Origin of the sequence: Kibdelosporangium persicum, assembly GCF_013280595.1 — a bacterium.
GTDB classification, from domain to species: domain Bacteria; phylum Actinomycetota; class Actinomycetes; order Mycobacteriales; family Pseudonocardiaceae; genus Kibdelosporangium; species Kibdelosporangium persicum.
On record NZ_JAAATY010000028.1, the window covers coordinates 10367 to 30439 of the forward strand.

Below are 20073 nucleotides of genomic sequence, written 5' to 3' on the forward strand. Positions count from 1 at the left end.
ACGGCCACACCGGACGTCGCCGCAAGGAGGACTCGGCATGACCACCGACCACGACCGGACCCTTGACTACCTGAAACGGCTGACCACCGAACTGCGCGACACCAGGCGCCGCCTGCGTGCCGCCGAGGAGAGCGGGTCGGAGCCGTTGGCCGTCATCGGGATGGCCTGTCGGTTCCCCGGCGGGGTGAGCTCGCCGGAGGAGTTGTGGCAGCTGGTGGCCGAAGGCGGTGACGGCGTGTCCGGCTTTCCGGTCAACCGGGGCTGGGACCTCGCCTCGCTGTACCACCCGGATCCGGACCACCGGGGCACCAGCTACACCGACTCGGGCGGTTTCCTGCACCGGGCGGACGAGTTCGACGCGGAGTTCTTCGGCATCTCGCCCCGTGAGGCGCTGGCGATGGACCCCCAGCAGCGGTTGCTGCTGGAGGTCGGCTGGGAGACGTTCGAGCGGGCCGGGATCGACGTCACCACGCTCAAGGGCAGTGACACCGGGGTGTTCGCCGGGGTGATGTACGCGAACTACACCGCCGCGCTGGGCTCGGTGCCCGAGGAGATCGAAGGTTTCCTGAGCACAGGGACCTCCGACAGTGTGCTGTCCGGCCGGGTCGCCTACACCCTGGGTCTCGAAGGTCCGGCGGTCTCGCTGGACACGGCGTGCTCGTCCTCGCTCGTCGCCATCCACCTGGCGGGGCATGCACTGCGCACCGGCGAGTGCTCACTCGCCTTGGCGGGCGGCGTCACCGTCATGTCCACAGCGGACACGTTCGTCGAGTTCTCCCGCCAGCGTGGGCTGGCCAAGGACGGCCGGTGCAAGTCCTTCGCCGCCTCGGCCGACGGCACCGGCTGGGCCGAAGGCGTCGGCATGCTCCTGCTGGAGCGCCTGTCCGACGCGCAGCGCAACGGCCACCGTGTCCTCGCGGTGGTCCGTGGTTCCGCGGTCAACCAGGACGGGGCGTCCAACGGGCTCACCGCCCCCAACGGCCCGTCGCAGCAGCGGGTGATCCGTGCCGCGCTCGCCAACGCCCGGCTGTCCACATCGGACGTCGACATGATCGAGGCACACGGCACCGGCACGCAGCTCGGCGACCCGATCGAGGCACAGGCACTGCTGGCCACCTACGGCCAGGACCGGACGGAGCCGGTCTACCTGGGGTCGTTCAAGTCCAACGTCGGGCACACCCAGGCGGCCGCGGGCGTCGGCGGGGTGATCAAGGCGATCCAGGCGATGCGCCACGGGGTCATGCCGCGCACGCTGCACGTCGACGAGCCGTCGCCGCACATCGACTGGGAAGCGGGCGCGGTCGAACTGCTCACCGAACAGCGGCCATGGCCTGAGGTGCGACGGCCGCGCCGGGCCGCGGTGTCGTCGTTCGGTATCAGCGGTACGAACGCGCACGTCATCCTCGAACAGGCGCCGGAGCAGGAGCCGGTCGACGCCGATCGGACTCCTCCCGCGGTGCTGCCGTGGGTGCTGTCGGCCAAGAACGAGACGGCCCTGCGGGCCCAGGCTTCCCGTGTCCTGGCGGCCATGGACGAGCTCGACCCGCTCGATCTGGCCTGGTCACTGGCGACGACGCGATCCCCGCTCGAACGCCGGGCGGCAGTCGTCGGCTCGACGCGAGACGATGTCGTCGCCGGGCTGACCGCGCTCGCGGCAGGCGAGCCCGCGGTGAACGTCGTCGAGGGCACGCCGCTGCTTGGCCGCACTGCGTTCCTGTTCCCGGGGATCGGTTCGCAGCGCTGTGGCATGGGGCGGGAGCTTTACGAGGCTTTCCCCGCCTACGCCGAGGCGTTCGACACCGTGGTGGCCGCGCTCGACGAGCACCTGGACCGGCCGCTGGCCGGCGTCGTCTTCGGCGACGATCAGGAACTGCTTGACCGGATGACCTACGCCCAGCCCGCGATGTTCGCCGTCCAGACGGCGTTGTTCCGGCTGCTGGAGTCCTGGGGCGTCCGTCCCGACTTCATGGTCGCCCACTCGGCGGGCGAGCTGACCGCGGCGCACGTCGCCGGGGTGTGGACGCTCGCCGACGCGGCCAGGATGGTCGCCGCGCGCGGCAGGCTGATGGAGGCGCAGCCCGCGGGCGGCGCCATGGTGAGCGTGCAGGCGACCGAGGACGAGGTCCGGGCCGAGCTCACCGACGGCGTCGAGATCGGCGCGATCAACGGACCGGACTCGGTGGTGCTGTCCGGCCACGAGGACGCCGTTCTCGCGGTGGCGGAGAAGTTCGCCGCACGGGGCCACAAGATCAAGCGCCTGCGGATCACGCACGCGTCCCACTCGGCGCGGATGGACGGCATGCTCGCCGAGTTCGGCGAGATCGCCGAGAGCGTCGCGTACGGCACCGCGGCCATTCCGGTGGTGTCCAACGTGACCGGCAAGCTCGCCGGTCCCGACGAGGTCACCACGCCTGGCTACTGGCCGCGGCACGTCCGCCAGCCGGTCCGGTTCGCCGACGGGATCACCTGGCTGCGTTCCGAGGGCGTCTCCCGGTTCGTCGAGCTGGGCCCGGACTCGGTGCTTGCCGGAATGGCCGCGAACATGCTGCCCGCCGAGGGCGTGCTGAGCGTGCCGATGCTGCGCCGCGACCGTGACGAGCCGACAACAGCGATGCGCGCGCTGGCCTCGTTGCACACCCACGGTGCTCGCGTCGACTGGACGGCGTTCTACGCGGGCACCGGGGCACGCACGGTGGATCTGCCCACCTACCCGTTCCAGTGGGAGAGCTACTGGTTGTACCCCAGCGGCGCCGCGGGCGACCCGGCCGGGCTGGGCCTGGCCGACGCCGATCACCCGTTGCTCGGTGCGTCGGTGACGCTCGCCGACGGCGCCGGACTGGTCTTCACCGGCCGCGTGTCACCCGCCGCCCACCCATGGCTGACGGACCACGCCGTCGCGGGCACGGTCCTGCTGCCCGGCACCGCGCTGGTCGAGCTGGCGCTGCGCGCGGGCGACGACGCGGGCTGCGCGCATCTGGAAGAGCTGACCCTGCACGAGCCGATGTTCCTGACGGACGCCCTTGACATCCAGGTCGTGCTGACCGCTCCGGACGAGTCCGGCCGCCGTGGGGTTTCCCTCTACTCGCGCGCCGGCGACGCGGACTGGACGCGGCACGCTTCCGGCACGCTCGCTCCGTCCGCTCCCGCCGCGGACTTCGACCTGACCGAGTGGCCACCCCGAGGCGCCACCGCCATCCCGCTCGACGGCGTCTACGAGGAACTGGCCCGCAACGGCCTGGAGTACGGGCCGGTCTTCCGTGGCCTGCGCGCTGCCTGGAATCTCGGGGACGAGGTCTACGCCGAGGTCGAGCTGCCCCAGGGGACCGGCGCGGTGGGCGACACCCACAAGCAAGCGGCGAAGTTCGGCCTGCACCCGGCGTTGCTCGACGCGGGCCTGCACGCCATCGGCCTGATGACCGGCGAGGGCTCCGGCGCCCGGCTGCCGTTCGAGTGGCAGGACGTGGCCCTGCACGCCGTCGGCGCGACCGCGTTGCGGTTGCGGCTGTCGCCCGGCCGGTCGGGCGGCGTCACCCTGCGGGCCGCGGACGGCACAGGCACGCCAGTCGCCACCGTCGGTTCGTTGGTACTGCGGGAGATTTCGGCGGACCAGTTCACGGCAGCCGCGCCGTCCGGGCTGGATTCCCTGTTCCGGCTGGAGTGGACGCCAGTGCCCACGCCCGACGCGGACCAGGTCGAGTGGGCCTTCCACGACTCACTGAGTGACAGCGTGCCGCCGGTCGTCGTGCTTCCGGTGCGCGCCAACGACGCGTCCGTGATCGACAGCGCGCACAGCGCGACCCACCAGGCTCTCGCGGTGGTCCAGCGATGGATCGCCGACGAGCGGTTCGCCGACGTGAAACTGGTCGTCCTGACCCGTGATGCCGTCCACTGCGACCGGCCGGACCTGGCCGCGGCCGCGGTCTGGGGACTGGTGCGCGCGGCCCAGTCCGAGCAGCCAGGCCGGTTCGTGCTGGTTGACAGCGACTCCGGCGAGCTGACCCCTGCACAGCTCGCCGGAGCGCTGGCCACGGGCGAGGCGCAGCTGGCACTGCGTGGCGACGAGTTCGCCGTACCACGCCTGGCCACGGTGCCTGATCCGGACGAGCTGATCCCACCGGCCGAACCGGCCTGGTGGCTGACCATGACCTCCCGGGGCACGCTGGACAATCTGCGCCTCGAACCGTATCCGCCCGCGCTGGCACCGCTTGGCCCGCGAGAGGTCCGGATCGCCGTGGCCGCCACGGGCCTGAACTTCCGCGACGCGCTGAACGTGCTCGGCATGTTCGACCACGAACCGGGCCCGCTCGGCAACGAGGTGGCGGGCACCGTGCTCGAAGTCGGGTCCGAAGTGGACGATCTCGCCGTCGGGACGGCCGTGATGGGCGTCGCGGTCGGCAGCGCGGGCCCGATCGCCGTCACACCGCGCGGGATGGTGACGCGGATACCGGACGGCTGGTCGTACGAGACCGCCGCCGCGATCCCGGTGGTGTTCCTCACCGCCTACTACGGGCTCAAGGAACTGGCCGGGCTGTCGGCGGGCGAGTCGGTGCTCATCCACGCGGGCGCGGGTGGCGTCGGCATGGCCGCCACGCAGCTCGCCAAGTACTGGGGTGCCGAGGTCTACAGCACCGCCAGCCCCGGCAAGCAGCACATCCTGCGTGAGGCCGGGCTGGACGACGGCCACATCGCCAACTCCCGCACCCTGGACTTCGAACGGCACTTCATGGCGACCAGCGGCGGCCGTGGTGTGGACGTCGTGCTTGACGCGCTGGCCAACGACTTCGTCGACGCGTCGCTGCGGCTGATGCCGCGCGGCGGCCGGTTCCTCGAGATGGGCAAGATGGACATGCGCGACCCCGGCGAGGTCGCCGCCGCCCATCCCGGCGTGGCCTACCGCGCCTATGACCTGTTCGAGGCCGACGAGGACCTCTTCACCCGGATGTGGGCGGAGCTGGTCGACCTGTTCGAGCGGGGCGTGCTCACGCCGCTGCCGGTCCGCGTCTGGGACGTGCGCCGCGCCCGGGAGGCGTTCCGCTTCCTCAGCCAGGCCAAGCACATCGGCAAGCTGGTGCTGTCCATTCCGGCCGGCCCCGAGCCGGACGGGACGGTGCTGATCACCGGTGGCACGGGTGGTCTCGGCGGCCTGCTGGCCAGGCATCTGGTCACCGAGCACGGCGTCCGGCACCTGGTGCTGACCAGTCGCAGCGGCCCGGCGGCGCCGGGTGCGGCGGACCTCGCCGCCGAGCTGACCGAACTGGGCGCCAAGGTCACCGTGGCCGCGTGCGACAGTGCCGACCGGGAGGCCGTGGCCGATCTGCTCGCCGCGATCCCGGCCGAGCACCCGCTGACCGGTGTCGTGCACTCGGCGGGCGTCCTGGACGACGGCCTGGTCGACGCGCTCACCCCGGAGCGCGTGGACCGCGTGTTCGCACCGAAGGTGGACGCCGCCTGGCATCTGCACGAGCTGACCCGGCACCTGCCGTTGCGCTGGTTCGTGTTGTTCTCCTCGGCCGCCGGTGTGCTGGGCAACGCCGGACAGGCCAACTACGCCGCCGCCAACGGTTTCCTGGACGGCCTGGCGGCCCTGCGCCGTGGCGAAGGGCTGGCCGCCCAGTCGATCGCCTGGGGCCTGTGGTCGGCGGGCATGCGTGGGCAGCTCGGCGAAGCGGGCGTGGAACGCATGCGCCGCAGTGGTTTCCCGCCGATCGCGGCCGACGAGGGCATGGCGATGTTCAGCCGCGCGGTCGACGTGGACCAGTCGCTTCTGGTCGGGCTGAAGCTCGACCGTGCCGCGGTGCGGGCCACGGCGGCGGACGCCCCGGTCTCGCCCTTGGTCCGCGGCCTGATCGGTGCGCCCGGCCGGGCCAGGGCCAAGGCCGCCACCACCGCGCAGCGCGGCGAACTGCACGCCAGCCTCGCCGGGCTCGGCCAGGCCGAGCAGGAGAAGCTGCTGCTGGACCTGGTCCGGCGCGAGGCCGCGTTGGTACTGGGCCGTTCCGGCGGCGACACCATCGAAGCGACCCGTGCGTTCAACGAACTCGGGTTCGACTCGCTGACCTCGGTCGAACTGCGCAACCGCCTTGGTGCGGCCACCGGGCTGAGGCTGCCCGCGACCCTGGTCTTCGACCACCCGACCCCGGCCGTGATGGCGGCGTTCCTGCGGACCGAGCTGCTCGGTGACATCGAGAACGTCGTGGCGGCGCCCGTGGCCGTGGTCGCCGGGGACGATCCGATCGCCATCGTCGGCATGGCCTGCCGGTACCCCGGCGGCGTGAATTCACCGGACGAGCTGTGGGACCTGGTCGCCGAAGGCCGTGACGGCGTCGGCGCGTTCCCGGACAACCGCGACTGGGACCTGTCCACGCTGTTCCACGCCGACCCCGACCACCGTGGGACCACCTACGCGTCCGAGGGCGCGTTCCTGCACGGCGCGGGCGACTTCGACGCGGAGTTCTTCGGCATCTCGCCCCGCGAGGCGCTGGCGATGGACCCGCAGCAGCGGCAGGTGCTGGAGACGTCGTGGGAGGCACTGGAGCGCGCGGGGATCGACCCGGAGTCGTTGCGCGGCACCGCGACCGGCGTCTTCGCCGGTGCGCTGGCCAACGACTACATCTCACGGCTGCACGCCATTCCGGAGAACGTCGAGGGATTCCTGACCACCGCGTCCTTCGCCAGTGTGGTGTCGGGCCGGGTCTCGTACGCGCTCGGCCTGGAGGGGCCGTCGGTGTCGATCGACACCGCGTGCTCGTCCTCGCTGGTGGCGGTGCACCTGGCGGCGCAGGCCCTGCGCTCGGGTGAGTGCACGCTGGCACTGGCGGGTGGCGTGAACGTGATGGCCTCGCCGGCCATGTTCGTCGAGTTCGCCCGCCAGCGCGGGCTGGCCGCCGACGGCCGCTGCAAGTCCTTCGCCGCCGCCGCGGACGGCACCAACTGGGCCGAGGGCGTCGGAATGCTTGTGCTGGAACGGCTGTCCGACGCACAGCGCAACGGCCACCGGGTGCTCGCGGTGGTCAAGGGATCGGCGGTGAACCAGGACGGCGCTTCGAACGGCCTGACCGCGCCGAACGGCCCGTCGCAGCAGCGGGTGATCCGCGCCGCGCTCGCCAACGCGGGCGTCGAACCGTCCACTGTGGACGTCGTGGAGGCGCACGGCACCGGGACGCCGCTCGGCGACCCGATCGAGGCGCAGGCGTTGCTCGCCACCTACGGCCAGAACCGGGAACGCCCGCTGCTGCTGGGGTCGGTGAAGTCCAACATCGGCCACACCCAGGCCGCCGCGGGCGTCGCCGGGATCATCAAGATGGTCGAGGCCATGCGCCACAGCGCCGTGCCGCGCAGCCTGTACATCGACGAGCCGACCCCGCACGTCGACTGGTCGGCCGGCGCGATAGACCTGCTCACCGAGCAGGTGGCCTGGCCGGAGACGGACCGGCCGCGGCGCGCGGCGGTGTCGTCGTTCGGCATCAGCGGCACCAACGCGCACGTGGTCCTGGAGCAGGCACCGGAGGTGCCCGCCGGGCAACGGGGGACCGGCGGCCCTGCCGTGGTCCCGTGGGTCCTGTCCGGCCGTACCGAAGAAGCCGTGCGGGCCCAGGCTCAGCGGCTGCTGGATGCCGGCCTGGTCGATTCCGCCGATTCCGCCGACGTGGCGTACTCGCTGGCCACCACCCGCACGGCCCACCCGTCGCGTGCCGTCGTGGTCGGCGACCGAGCGGTTCTGCGGGCCGGACTGATCGCGCTGGCCGACGGCAGGTCCGTGCCCAACCTGGTGACCGGGCAGGCCCAGACCGGGCGGCTGGCGGTGCTGTTCACCGGCCAGGGATCGCAGCGGCTGGACATGGGCCGCGGGCTGTACGAGGCGTTCCCGGCCTTCGCGGCCGCGTACGACGAGGTGTGCGCCCTGCTGCCCGGCATCCATGACATCACCGACGCCGAGACGCTCGACCTGACCGGCAACGCCCAGCCCGCACTGTTCGCGCTGGAGGTCGCCCTCTTCCGGCTGCTGAGCTCCTGGGGAATCCACCCGGACTTCGTCACCGGGCACTCCATCGGCGAGCTGGTCGCGGCGCACGTCGCGGGTGTGCTGTCCCTCGAAGACGCCGCCGAGCTGGTCTCCGCGCGCGGACGGCTGATGCAGGCGTTGCCCACCGGTGGTGCGATGGTCGCGATCGAGGCGGGCGAGGAGGAGGTCCGGCCGCTGCTGTCCGACGAGGTCTCCCTCGCGGCGATCAACGGCCCGGCATCGGTCGTGGTGTCCGGCGCGGCGGCGCCGGCCCTTGGCCTGGCGGCGGAGTTCGAGGCGCGGGGGCGCAAGACCAAGCGCCTCGCCGTGTCGCACGCCTTCCACTCGGCCCTGATGGAGCCGATGCTGGCCGACTTCGCCGAAGTGGCCGCCCGGCTGACCTACCACGAGCCGTCGATCCCGGTCGTGTCCAACGTGACCGGCCGCATCGCCGAGAACCTGACGGACCCGGCCTACTGGGTGCGTCACGCCCGCGAGGCGGTCCGCTTCGCCGACGGCGTCCAGACGCTGAAGGACCAGGGCGTCACCACGTTCCTGGAGCTGGGTCCCGACGCGGTGCTGTCCGCGCTCGTCGACTCGGGGACTGCGGTCGCCGCGCTGCGCAAGGACCGCGACGAGGTCACCTCGCTGCTCACCGCGCTGGGCAGGCTGCACGCCACGGGCACGGCAGTGGACTGGGAGGCGTACTTCTCAGGCACCGGGGCGCGGGTCGTGGAATTGCCCACGTATCCCTTCCAGCACCAGCGTTACTGGCTACGTGACCCGGTCGTGGCCGGCGGGGGCGGCACTGTCGTGCACCCGGTCCTGTCGTCCGCCGTGACCTCCGCGGCGGAAGGCGGGGTGCTCTGCACCGGCGTCCTGCCCGCCGAGGTCTCCGACACGCTGCTGGTCGAACTGGCCATCCGCGGCGGTGACGAGGCCGGCTGCGGCACACTCGAGGAGTTCACGGTCGAAGCCCCGCTGGTGGGTGACCGGGAAGTGCAGGTCGTTGTCGGTGCCGAGGACGACGGCCGCCGCGCGGTCTCCGTCTTCACGAAGGCAGGCCATCAGTGGCAACGGCACGGCACCGGCTTTGTCTCCGACGCTCACGTCCCAGCGACCGTGCTGACCGAGTGGCCCGAGGGTGAGGCCGGGCTTCCGTGGCAGCACGGCGACGACTGGTTCGCCGAACTCACCGTGCCGGGCGCGCGGGAGGACACCGCGCAGCTGCTCGGCATCCATCCCGCTCTGCTGGACCCGGTTCTGGAGCAGCGAGGCTGGGTCGCGTCATGGCGACAGGTCGCTCTGCACGCTATCGGTGCCACCGCGGCGCGCGTGCGGCTGACCGCAGACGGCGAACTGCACGCCTACGACACCACTGGAGCGCCAGTGCTGACCGCGACGGTCAGCTTCGGTGAGCGGCCGGCAGTGCCGGGGGAGACCACCGGATCGCTGCACCGCCAGGTCTGGACCCGTGTCGCCCTCGGCACGGACGAGCTGGCCTGGGTGCCCCGCGAGAACGTGACCGACGACGTTCCGGAAGCCGTCGTCCTGACCTTGCCCAAGCAGGACGACATGGACCGGGCTTCGGCCGCGCGGGAGGCGACCGTCACTGTTCTGGCGGAGATCCAGGCATGGCTCGCCGAGCCCGCCGGGTCACCGCACGCCAACGCGAAACTGGTCGTGCTCACCTCGGAGGCGATCAGCCTGTCCGACGACGTGTTCGTCGATCCGGCCGCCAGCGCGGTGTGGGGCCTGGTTCGTTCGGCCCAGTCCGAGCACCCCGGCCGGTTGGTGCTGGTCGACACGGACGGCGATACCACCGCGCTCGGCCGGGCGCTGGCCACCGGCGAGGACCAGATCGTGCTGCGCGACGGCGAAGCCCACGCACCCCGGCTCGCCACCGTGCCGGCCACCCCCGGGGAGGCGCTCGACCTCGCCCAAGGCGAGGTACTGGTCACCGGCGGCACCGGCGGACTCGGCGCGCTGCTGGCCCAGCATCTGGTCCGCGAGCACGGCGCCCGCCGGCTGGTGCTGACCAGCCGCAGTGGACTGGCCGCGCCTGGCGCCGCCGAGCTGACCGCCGCACTCACCGAACTGGGCGCGACCGTCCGGATCGTCGCCTGCGACGTCAGCGACCGCCGGGCGGTGGAGGACTTGCTCGCGGGCATCCCGAACCTGGCAGGAGTCGTGCACGCGGCAGGCGTGCTCGACGACGGCGTCATCGAGGCCCTTACGCCTGAGCGGGTCGACACCGTGTTCGGTCCGAAGGTCCGTGCGGCATGGAACCTGCACGAGTTGACCTTGCACGCGCGACCGGGCCTGTTCGTGTTGTTCTCCTCCGCCGCGGGTGTGCTCGGTAACGCGGGCCAGGGCAACTACGCCGCCGCGAACGCGTTCCTCGACGGGCTCGCCGCGCACCGCCGTGCGTTCGGTCTGCCTGCCACGTCCCTCGCGTGGGGCCGTTGGGCGGACGGCATGGGCGGCGCGATCGACGACGCGGCGGGACAGCGCTTGAGCCGCACCGGTTTCCTGGCGTTCACCGCGGAGGAAGGCCTGGCACTGTTCGACGCCGCGGTGTCCGCCGACGAGGCCACGCTGGTTCCGGTGAAACTGGACTCGACGGCGTTGGGCGCGGTGGCGGCCGCGGGTGTGTTGCCGCCGATGCTGCGTGGCCTGGTCAAGGTGCCGCGCCGCCGGGTCGTGGCCCACGACGCCGAGGCGTTGCGGCGCAGGCTGGCCGGGCTGGCCGGGCCGGAGCAGGAGCACGAACTGCTCGACCTGGTGCGTGGCCAGGCGGCGTTGGTGCTCGGCCACACCAGCCCGACGGCGATCCAGCCGGGCCGCGGTTTCCTGGATCTCGGCTTCGACTCGCTGACCGCGGTCGAGTTCCGCACCGCACTCGCCGCCGCGACCGGGCTGGCGCTGCCGTCGACCGTGGTGTTCGACTACCCGGCCCCGGACGCGCTGGCCAAGTACCTGCAGACCGAACTCGCGCCGCGGGCCGGTGCCGCGGGGACCGCGCTGACCGAACAGATCACCAGGCTGGAAGCCATGCTCGCGGCCACCGACCCCGGTGCCGCCGACCTGGACGACATCGACCGGCACCTGCGGCGCCTGGTGTCCGGCTGGACGGCCAAGCGCCCGGCCCAGCCGGAAGCCGACCTCGACGCCGCCACCCCGGACGACATCCTCGCGCTGATCGACACCGAGTTCGGCTCGCGCTGAGCAGCCCCGAAGCCGTCATAGGAGCCAGAAACCGATGCCAACGGAAGAGCAGTACGTCGACTACCTCAAGCGAATGGCGGCCGACCTGCGGGAGAGCCGTCGGCAGCTGCGGCAGGCCGAGGAACTCCAGACCGCGCCGATCGCGATCGTCGCGATGAGCTGCCGGTTCCCCGGCGGGGTCCGCTCACCCGGGCAACTGTGGGATCTCGTCGCCAACGGCGTCGACGCGATCTCACCGTTCCCCACCGACCGGGGCTGGGACATCGACGGGCTGTACGACAGCGATCCGGAGCGGTCCGGCACCAGCTACGTGCGGGCAGGCGGCTTCCTGCACGATGCCGCCGACTTCGACGCCGAACTGTTCGGCATCTCGCCCAGGGAGGCCGAGGCGACCGACCCGCAGCAGCGGCTGCTGCTGGAGACCGCGTGGGAAGCCGTGGAACGCGCCGGGATCGATCCGTCCTCGTTGAAGGGCAGCGCGACCGGGGTGTTCGCCGGTGTCGGCTACACCGACTACGCCTCACGGCTGACCGCGCCGCCCGAGGAGTACGAGGGCTATCTGGGGACCGGTACGTCGGGCAGCGTGGCCTCCGGCCGGATCTCCTACGTGCTGGGCCTGGAGGGACCGTCGGTGTCGATCGACACCGCGTGCTCGTCGTCGTTGGTGGCAGTGCATCTGGCCATGCACTCGCTCCGGACGGGGGAGTCCACCCTGGCCTTGGCGGGTGGTGTGACGGTGATGTCGACCGCGGCGCCGTTCGTCGAGTTCTCCCGTCAGCGCGGACTGGCCCCGGACGGCCGCTGCAAGCCGTTCGCCGCCGCCGCGGACGGCACGAACTGGGCCGAGGGCGTCGGTGTGCTTGTGCTGGAGCGGCTGTCGGACGCTCAGCGCAACGGTCATCCCGTGCTCGCCGTGGTTCGCGGCAGCGCGGTCAACTCCGATGGCGCGTCCAGCGGACTGACCGCGCCGAACGGCCCGTCGCAGCAACGGGTGATCCGTGCCGCGCTCGCCGACGCCCGGCTGTCCACATCGGACATAGACGTGGTCGAGGCGCACGGCACCGGGACCAGGCTCGGCGACCCGATCGAGGCACAGGCGCTGCTGGGCACGTACGGCCGGGACCGCACGCAGCCGTTGTGGCTCGGCTCGGTCAAGTCCAACATCGGGCACACCCAGTCGGCCGCGGGTGTCGCCGGGATCATCAAGATGGTCGAGGCCATGCGGCACGGGGTGCTTCCGGCCAGCCTGCACGTCGACCGGCCGACCCCGCACGTCGACTGGTCGATGGGCGCGGTGTCGCTGCTGGCCGAACAACAACCGTGGCCGGAGGTGCAACGGCCGCGCCGCGCGGCGGTGTCGTCGTTCGGCATCAGCGGTACTAACGCGCACATCATCCTGGAGCAGGCCCCCGAGGCTGCCCTGCCGTCACGTGACGTGGTCGCGCCACCGGTCGTGCCGTACGTGCTGTCCGGAGCGTCACCGGCCGCGGTCCGGGCTCAGGCGGCCTCGCTGCTGCCCAGTGTGGACGAACCCGGCGGTGAGCCGGTGGACCTCGCGCTGTCGCTGTCCACCACCCGTGCCGCGCTGGAACACCGAGCGGTCGTCGTCGGTGCCGATCGCGACGAGCTGGCCGCAGGGCTACGAGCCGTCGCCGACGGCGATGCCGGCGCGATCACCGGAGTCGCCACCGCGGGACGCCTGGCCGTCCTGTTCACCGGCCAGGGTGCGCAGCGGATCGGCATGGGCCGTGAGCTGTACGAGGCCTTCCCGGTCTTCGCCACGGCGCTCGACGAGGTCTGCGCGCACCTGCCAGGCGTGCGCGAGGTCATGTTCGGCGATGACACTGAGCGGTTGAACCGCACGGAGTTCGCTCAGCCCGCGCTGTTCGCGATCGAGGTGGCACTGTTCCGCCTGGTCACCTCGTGGGGTGTGGCTCCTGACTTCCTTGCCGGCCACTCGATCGGTGAGCTGGCCGCCGCGCACGTCGCCGGGGTGCTGTCGCTCGCCGACGCGGCCAAGCTGGTGCAGGCCCGTGGCCGTCTGATGCAGGCGCTGCCCGCGGGTGGCGCCATGGTCGCCGTCGAGGCGACCGAGGAGGAGATCCGCCCGCACCTGACCGACGACGTCTGCCTGGCCGCGGTCAACGGCCCGCGTGCCGTCGTCATCTCCGGTGCCGAGGCCGCCACCCTCGCGGTGGCCGGGCGGTTCGCCGACCGCCGGACCACTCGGCTGAAGGTGTCGCATGCCTTCCACTCCAGCCTGATGGACCCGATGCTGGCCGACTTCGCCGAGGTCGCCCGTGGCCTGGTGTACGCCGAGCCCACGATCCCCGTGGTCTCCACGCTGACCGGTGACCTCGCCGACCGGCTGACCGATCCGCGGTACTGGGTCGAGCACGTCCGCGAGGCCGTCCGATTCGCCGATGCCGTCCAGACTCTGCACGGGCGCGGCGTGACCGCGTTCCTTGAGGTTGGCCCGGACGCCGTGCTCACCGCGATGGGCCGGTCCACGCGCCCGGACGAGACCGTGTTCGCCGCCGCCCAGCGCAAGGACCGCGACGAGGTCCACACCCTTGTCAGCGCACTGGGAATGCTGCATTCCCACGGCATCCGCGTCGACTGGACCGCCTATCTCGACGGCAGCGGTGCGCGTGTTGTCCCCCTCCCGACATACCCGTTCCAGCGTCGGCGCTACTGGCTGGAGGATTCCGGCGCCGGGGAAGCGGTCACCGGTACCGAGGACGCCCGGTTCTGGACCGTCGTGGCGAAGGGTGACGTCGACGAGCTCGCCGCGGAGCTGGACCTGCCTGGTGCGCAGGCGCCGCTCGGCGAGGTTCTGCCCGCGCTCGCCCGCTGGCGCCGGGCCCGCGCGGTCGAGTCCGAAGTGGACGATCTGGCCTATCACATTCGGTGGAAGCCTTTCACCCCCACGGCCCGTACGGCCACCGGTCGCTGGTTGGTGGTGTCCTCCGCCACGGCGAACGACTGGACCGAGGCCGCTGCGGCGGCGTTGTCCGGCGCTGAGGTGGAGCGGGTGGTGCTCGACGCGCCTGACCACGCGTATGTGGCCGCCGCGCTGGACGGTCTCGCCCCGGTCGACGGCGTGCTGTCGTTGGTCGCCTTGGACGAGACCGAGACCGATGGCTTGTCGTTCGGTGCCGAAGCGACCATGTCGTTGGTGCGGGTACTGGCCGAGCTGGATCTTGGCGGTCTACTGTGGACGGTCACGCGGCGGGCCGTGGCCACCGGCCCGCACGAGGCGCCCGCCTCCGCACCCCAGGCCCAGATCTGGGGTTTCGGCCGGGCCGCGGCGCTGGAGCACGCCCGGCTGTGGGGTGGTCTGGTCGACGTCCCGGCCGAGCCGTCCGACCGGGTGCGCGGGCTGCTGCGCGACGTGATCACCGGTGACCTGGGCGAGGACCAGGTCGCGCTGCGGTCCGCGGGCGCGTTCGGCCGCCGCCTGGTGCACGCCGAGCCCGTCGAACCGAAACGCACCTGGAAGCCACGCGGCACGGTGCTGGTCACCGGCGGCACCGGCGGCCTGGGCGGCGTCCTCGCGCAATGGCTGATCGGCTCGGGTGCCGAGCACGTCGTGCTGATCTCCCGGCAAGGCGACGACGCACCCGGCGCCGCCGCCCTGCGTGCGGAGCTGGGCGACAGGGTGACCATCACCGCCTGCGACGTCGGCGACCGTGCCGCCCTCAAGGCCGTGGTCGACAGCGTCCGCGCCGACCTCCGCGCGGTGTTCCACGTCGCCGGTGTGCTCGACATCGGCCAGATCACGGCCCTGGACCGCGACCGCTACGCCGACGTGCTGCGCTCGAAGGTCGCGGGCACGCGGAACCTCGAAGAGCTCACCGAAGGCCTCGATCTGGACGCCTTCGTGCTGTACTCCTCGATCGCCGCGTCCATCGGCAACAGCCTGCAGAGCGCGTACGGCGCGGCCAACGCCTACCTGGAGGCCGTCGCCCAGCAGCGCCGGTTCCGTGGCCTGGCGGGCACGTCGGTCGCGTGGGGCCGCTGGGGCCGGGTCGGCATGAGCGTCCACGAGGAGATCGGCCAGGTCCTCGAAGACCTCGGCGTGCCGGCCATCGACCCGGAACTGGGCATGGCGGCGTTGCAGCGGGTGCTGGACCGTGACGAGACAGCGGTGACCGTGGCGGCACTGAACTGGCCGAAGTTCGCGCCGCCGTTCCGCGCGCTGCGACCGCACCTGCTGGTGGACGACCTTCCCGAGGTCGTCGCGATGGCCGAGGCCGAAGCCCGCCTGGCCGAGGAGGGCGCCGAGGCCGCCGAAGCCTGGCGGGCCCGGCTCGCCGGAATGCCCGCGGCCGAACGGGAGCGTGTGCTGCTCGACGTGGTGATCACCCACACCTCAGCCGTGCTGGGCCATGACGGCGACGGCGTGGGGCCGCAGCAGCTGTTCACCAAACTGGGCATCGACTCGCTCACCGCTGTCGAGTTGCGTGGCCGGGTCAACGCCGAGACCGGCTTGGCATTGCCGCCGACCGTCGTGTTCGACCATCCGAGCCCGGCCGCCCTCGCCGCGCACCTGCTCGCCGAACTCGGCCCACGGGCCGGTCAGGCGCTGACGGGCCCCGCGCGCACGGAGACCCAGCGGGGGCAGGAGATCGCCGTGGTCGGCATGGCGTGCCGGTTCGCCGGCGGCAGCGACACCCCGGAGCGGTTCTGGCAGCACCTCGTCGAGGGCAAGGACCTCATCCGGGAAGTCCCGCCGGAGCGCTGGGACGCGGCCGACTACTACGACCCCGACCGCACCGCACCCGGCAAGGCCTACACCCAGCAAGGCGGGTTCGTCTCGGACATCATCGACTGGGACGCGGCGTTCTTCGGACTGGCCCCGCAGGAGGCGCGCCGGCTCGACCCGAGCTTCCGGCTGCTCATGGAGCTGGTCTGGGAAGCGCTGGAGGACGCGTCGCTCACCGCCGAGCAACTACGGGGCAGCCGCACCGGCGTGTTCGCCGGGCTGATCGACACCATGCAGTACACGACGGTCCAGTTGCGGGCCGACGGTGACGGCGCCTCCAACGACCCGTACTTCACCCTGGGCAGTTCGCTGTCCGCCGCCGCCGGGCGGATCGCGCACCAGCTCGACCTGAACGGGCCCTGCCTGACCGTGGACACCGCCTGCTCGTCCGCGCTCAGCGCCATGCACCTGGCCGTGCAGAGCCTGCGCCGGGGCGAGTGCGACATCGCGATCGTCGGTGCCACGTCGGCGATGACCAGTCCGGAGGTGTTCGTCCAGTCCTGCAAGATGAGCATGCTCGCCGCGGACGGCCGCACCAAGACCTTCGACGAGTCCGCCGACGGCTACGTGATCGGCGAAGGCGGCGGCGCGGTCATCCTGCGCCGCGCGCAGGACGTCGGCCCGGCCCAGCGGGCCCGCGCGGTGATCCGCGGCACCGCGACCAACCAGGACGGCCGCAGCAACGGTCTCACCGCGCCCAACCGGACCGCGCAGACCGCGGTCATCCGTGCCGCACTGGCCGATGCGGGCCTGCGAACGGACCAGGTCGGCTACGTGGAGGCGCACGGCTCGGGCACGCCGCTCGGCGACGCCATCGAGTTCACCGCGTTGCAGGACGTCTTCAGCGACCGCGCCGCGCCGGAACCGCTGCTCGTGGGCGCGGTCAAGACCAACGTGGGGCACACCCAGGCCGCGGCCGGGATGGCCGGCTTGATCAAGACCGTGCTGGCGCTGGAAAACGGCCGGCTGCCGGGCAACCTGCACATGACCAACCCGAATTCGGTGGTCACAGTGGACGGTCCGGTCCGGCCGGTGGAGGCCGTGCGGCCGTTCCCGGCGGACGCCGACGGCGTGCTGCGTGCGGGCGTCAGCTCGTTCGGCTGGTCCGGCTCCAATGTCCACTTTGTCCTGGAACAGGCACCCGGGGCCACGGTTTCCCGCCCTGGCCCCGAATGGCAGCTGCTCACGTTGTCCGGGCACAACGACTCGGCGTTGCGGGCCAACGCCGCCGCGCTGGCGGACCACCTCGAAGCCCATCCGGAACTGGAGCTGGCCGACGTCGCCTACACCACCCAGGCGGGGCGCAGTGCGCTGCCGGTACGGTCCGCACTGCTGGTGCGCGACCTCAACGATGCCATTGCTTCGCTGCGCACGGACATCACCGGTTCGGTCGTGGAGGACAACCGTCGCTTCGGCCTGCTGCTCCCGGGACAGTCCGGCGCGTGGCGTGGCACGACTCGCGAGCTGTACGACACCGAACCCGCGTTCCGTGCCGCGATCGACGAGTGCGCCGGCCTGCTCAACGGCCGGGTCGACCTGCTGGACGCGCTCCACGGCGACGCCGCTGCTGATGATGACGGCGCTGCGGCCGATGGGGCTGCGGCGTTCGCGGTGCAGTACGCGCTGGTCCAGATGCTGGCCTCGTGGGACTTGGTCCCGGCCGTGGTACTGGGCCAGGGGAGCGGCGAGTACGTCGCCACTGTCGTCGGCGGGATCGTCTCGCTGGCCGACGGTCTCGCACTCACCCTTGACGGCACAGTGCCCGCGACCGCGTCCGACCCGGTGATCACCGTCGTCTCGCCGCGCACGGGCGATGCGCTGACTGCCGCCGAAGCGCGCGACGCCGCCCACTGGGCACGAGCCGCCGACCGCTTCGCCGATGGGCTGCTCGGCCTGGGCCGCCATGCCGAAGTCCTCGTCGAGGCCGGTCTGGGCGACGCGGGCGCCGAGGCCGCAGGCGAACACCTCGCCGGGACGCCGGTCGTTTCCCTGCTGCCCGCCCCGTCGCCCGGCACGGACCGGCGCAGCTGGCTCAAGGCACTCGGCGCACTGTGGGAGCACGGCGTGCCGGTGGATTGGGCACGTGGCGCTGGCGAGGACCGCAGGTTCGTCACGCTGCCCGCGTACCGCTTCCAGCGCAGCCGCTACTGGCCCGAGACCACAGGGCGCGGCGAGAACTGGTCGATGGACAAGACAGCCCCCGCGAAGCCCGTCTACGACGGCCTCAAGACCTACACACCGACCTGGCGCCGCGACAACAGCCGTCCGGCCCCGGCCACTGGTGGCCCGCTCGTGCTCTTCGCCCAAGCCGGTCCGTTCGCCGAGCGGTTCACCGCGCTGGCCACCGAAGCCGGGCACGAAGTGATCCACGCCGGCACGGAGGACCACCGGAGCCTGCTGGCGGGCATCACCGGCGCGCCGGTGCGGATCGTGCACGCCCACGGCCTGACCGACACCGGCCTGGAAAGCGGCTTCTACAGCCTGATGCGGCTGGGCAAAGCCATCGGCGCGGAGTGCGCCGACCGGCGGGTCGAACTGGTTTGCCTGGCCGCGAACGGGTTCGACGTGCTCGGCGGGGACGCAGGCGATCCGCATGCCGCGACCATCGCGGCGATGACGGACGCCATCGCCGCGGAGTATCCGCTGGTCCGTTCGCAGTACGCGGACTTCGCGGCGGACGGCGACCTGGCCGCGCAGGCGTTGCGGGAGCTGGACATCCTGGCCGCGTCCACTTCGGACACCGTGGACGGTGTCGGCGTCGCCGCCTGGCGCGGCGGCCGCCGCTGGGTCCGCGACTTCGATCCGGTGGTGCTGCCGGAGGCCGACGACGCCGAAGCCTGGCGTCCCGGCGGGGTCTACCTGATCACCGGCGGCCTGGGTGTGCTCGGCTTGGCACTGGCCCGGCGGCTGGCGCGGAGCGGCGCCCGGCTCGCCCTGACCGGGCGCACCGCGTTGCCGCCGCAGGACACCTGGGACACCTGGATCGCCGAGCACGGCGTGGACGACAAAACCAGTGGAGTGCTGCTGGCCGTACGGCAGTTGCGTGCTCTCGGTGCCGAAGTGCTCGTCGTGCAGGCCGACGTCAGCGACCCGGAACAGGTCGGGCCGATGCTGCGGCAGGTCCGCGAGCACTTCGGCGAGCTGCACGGCGTCATCCACGCGGCGGGCGTCGCGGGCGGCGGGCTGTTGCAGAACAAGACCGAGGAGCAGGCCGCGGCCGTGCTCGCCCCGAAGGTCGCGGGCACCCTCGCCCTTGCCGACGCGCTGCGCGCCGATCCGGTGGAGCTGCTGGTGCTCTACTCGTCCTCGGTCACGCTGACCGTCGGCGTCGGCGAGACGGACTACTCCGCGGCGAACGCGTTCCTCGACGCCTTCGCAGCCGTGACGGCCAACACCGGCGAGGTGGCCAAGCGGGTCGTCTCGGTGGCCTGGGGACCGTGGCAGCTGGACGCCTGGACATCGGCGGGGCTGGCGGGTTCGGCCGAACTCCAGCAGAACGCCAAGCGGTTCCGTGAGGAATTCGGCATCCCGGCCGAGGACGGCACGCAGCTGCTGTCCCGCATCGTCGCCTCGGGCGAGTCGCAGGTGACCGCGTTGCCGATCGGGCTTTCCGACGCGCTGGCCGCGTTGGCCCAGCTCGGCTCGGTCGACGCGCTGGTGGCCGGAGCAGACGGGGAGCTGGGCGGCAGGGAGCGCTACCCGCGCCCCGAGTTGCGTACCCCCTACGTGGCTCCCCGCACGCCGGCCGAGGAACGGGTGGGCGCGATCTGGGAGGACTGCCTGGGCATCGAGCGGGCCGGCGTCAACGACCGGTTCTTCGATCTCGGGGGCACCTCGCTGATCGGCATGGTGGTGATCAGCCGGGTCGCCAAGGAGTTCGGTGTCGAGCTGGCCCCGGCCAGCCTGTTCGAGAAGCCGACCATCGCCGAGTTCGCGACGCTGTTCGGCGAGCCGGACGCCGCCGCGCCGCCCCCCGCCGCGGTGGCCGAGGACGCGTCCGCGCGCGGTGAGCGCCGCCGGGCTCGTGCCGCCAACCTGCGTAAGCGCCAGAACCGGACCGGGAAGTGACCGACAG

2 protein-coding genes are annotated in these 20073 nt (G+C 72.3%); both read left to right on the forward strand.

The genetic code is table 11. The features are described from left to right. Positions 1 to 37 precede the first annotated feature (37 nt). Entirely contained in the window at positions 38 to 11230 is an 11193-nt protein-coding gene (locus GC106_RS35645) for a type I polyketide synthase (protein ID WP_173139718.1), read from the forward strand. Positions 11231 to 11264: 34 nt separating this feature from the next. After that, on the forward strand, positions 11265 to 20066 hold the full coding sequence (locus GC106_RS35650) for a type I polyketide synthase (RefSeq protein ID WP_173139720.1): 8802 nt from the start codon (positions 11265 to 11267) through the stop codon (positions 20064 to 20066). Positions 20067 to 20073: the final 7 nt, after the last annotated feature.

What these genes read in the sequence shown, in the direction of transcription:
- GC106_RS35645 (WP_173139718.1), top strand. Translation starts at nt 38, where the DNA reads ATGACCACCGACCACGACCGGACCCTTGACTACCTGAAACGGCTGACC.
- GC106_RS35650 (WP_173139720.1), top strand. Translation starts at nt 11,265, where the DNA reads ATGCCAACGGAAGAGCAGTACGTCGACTACCTCAAGCGAATGGCGGCC.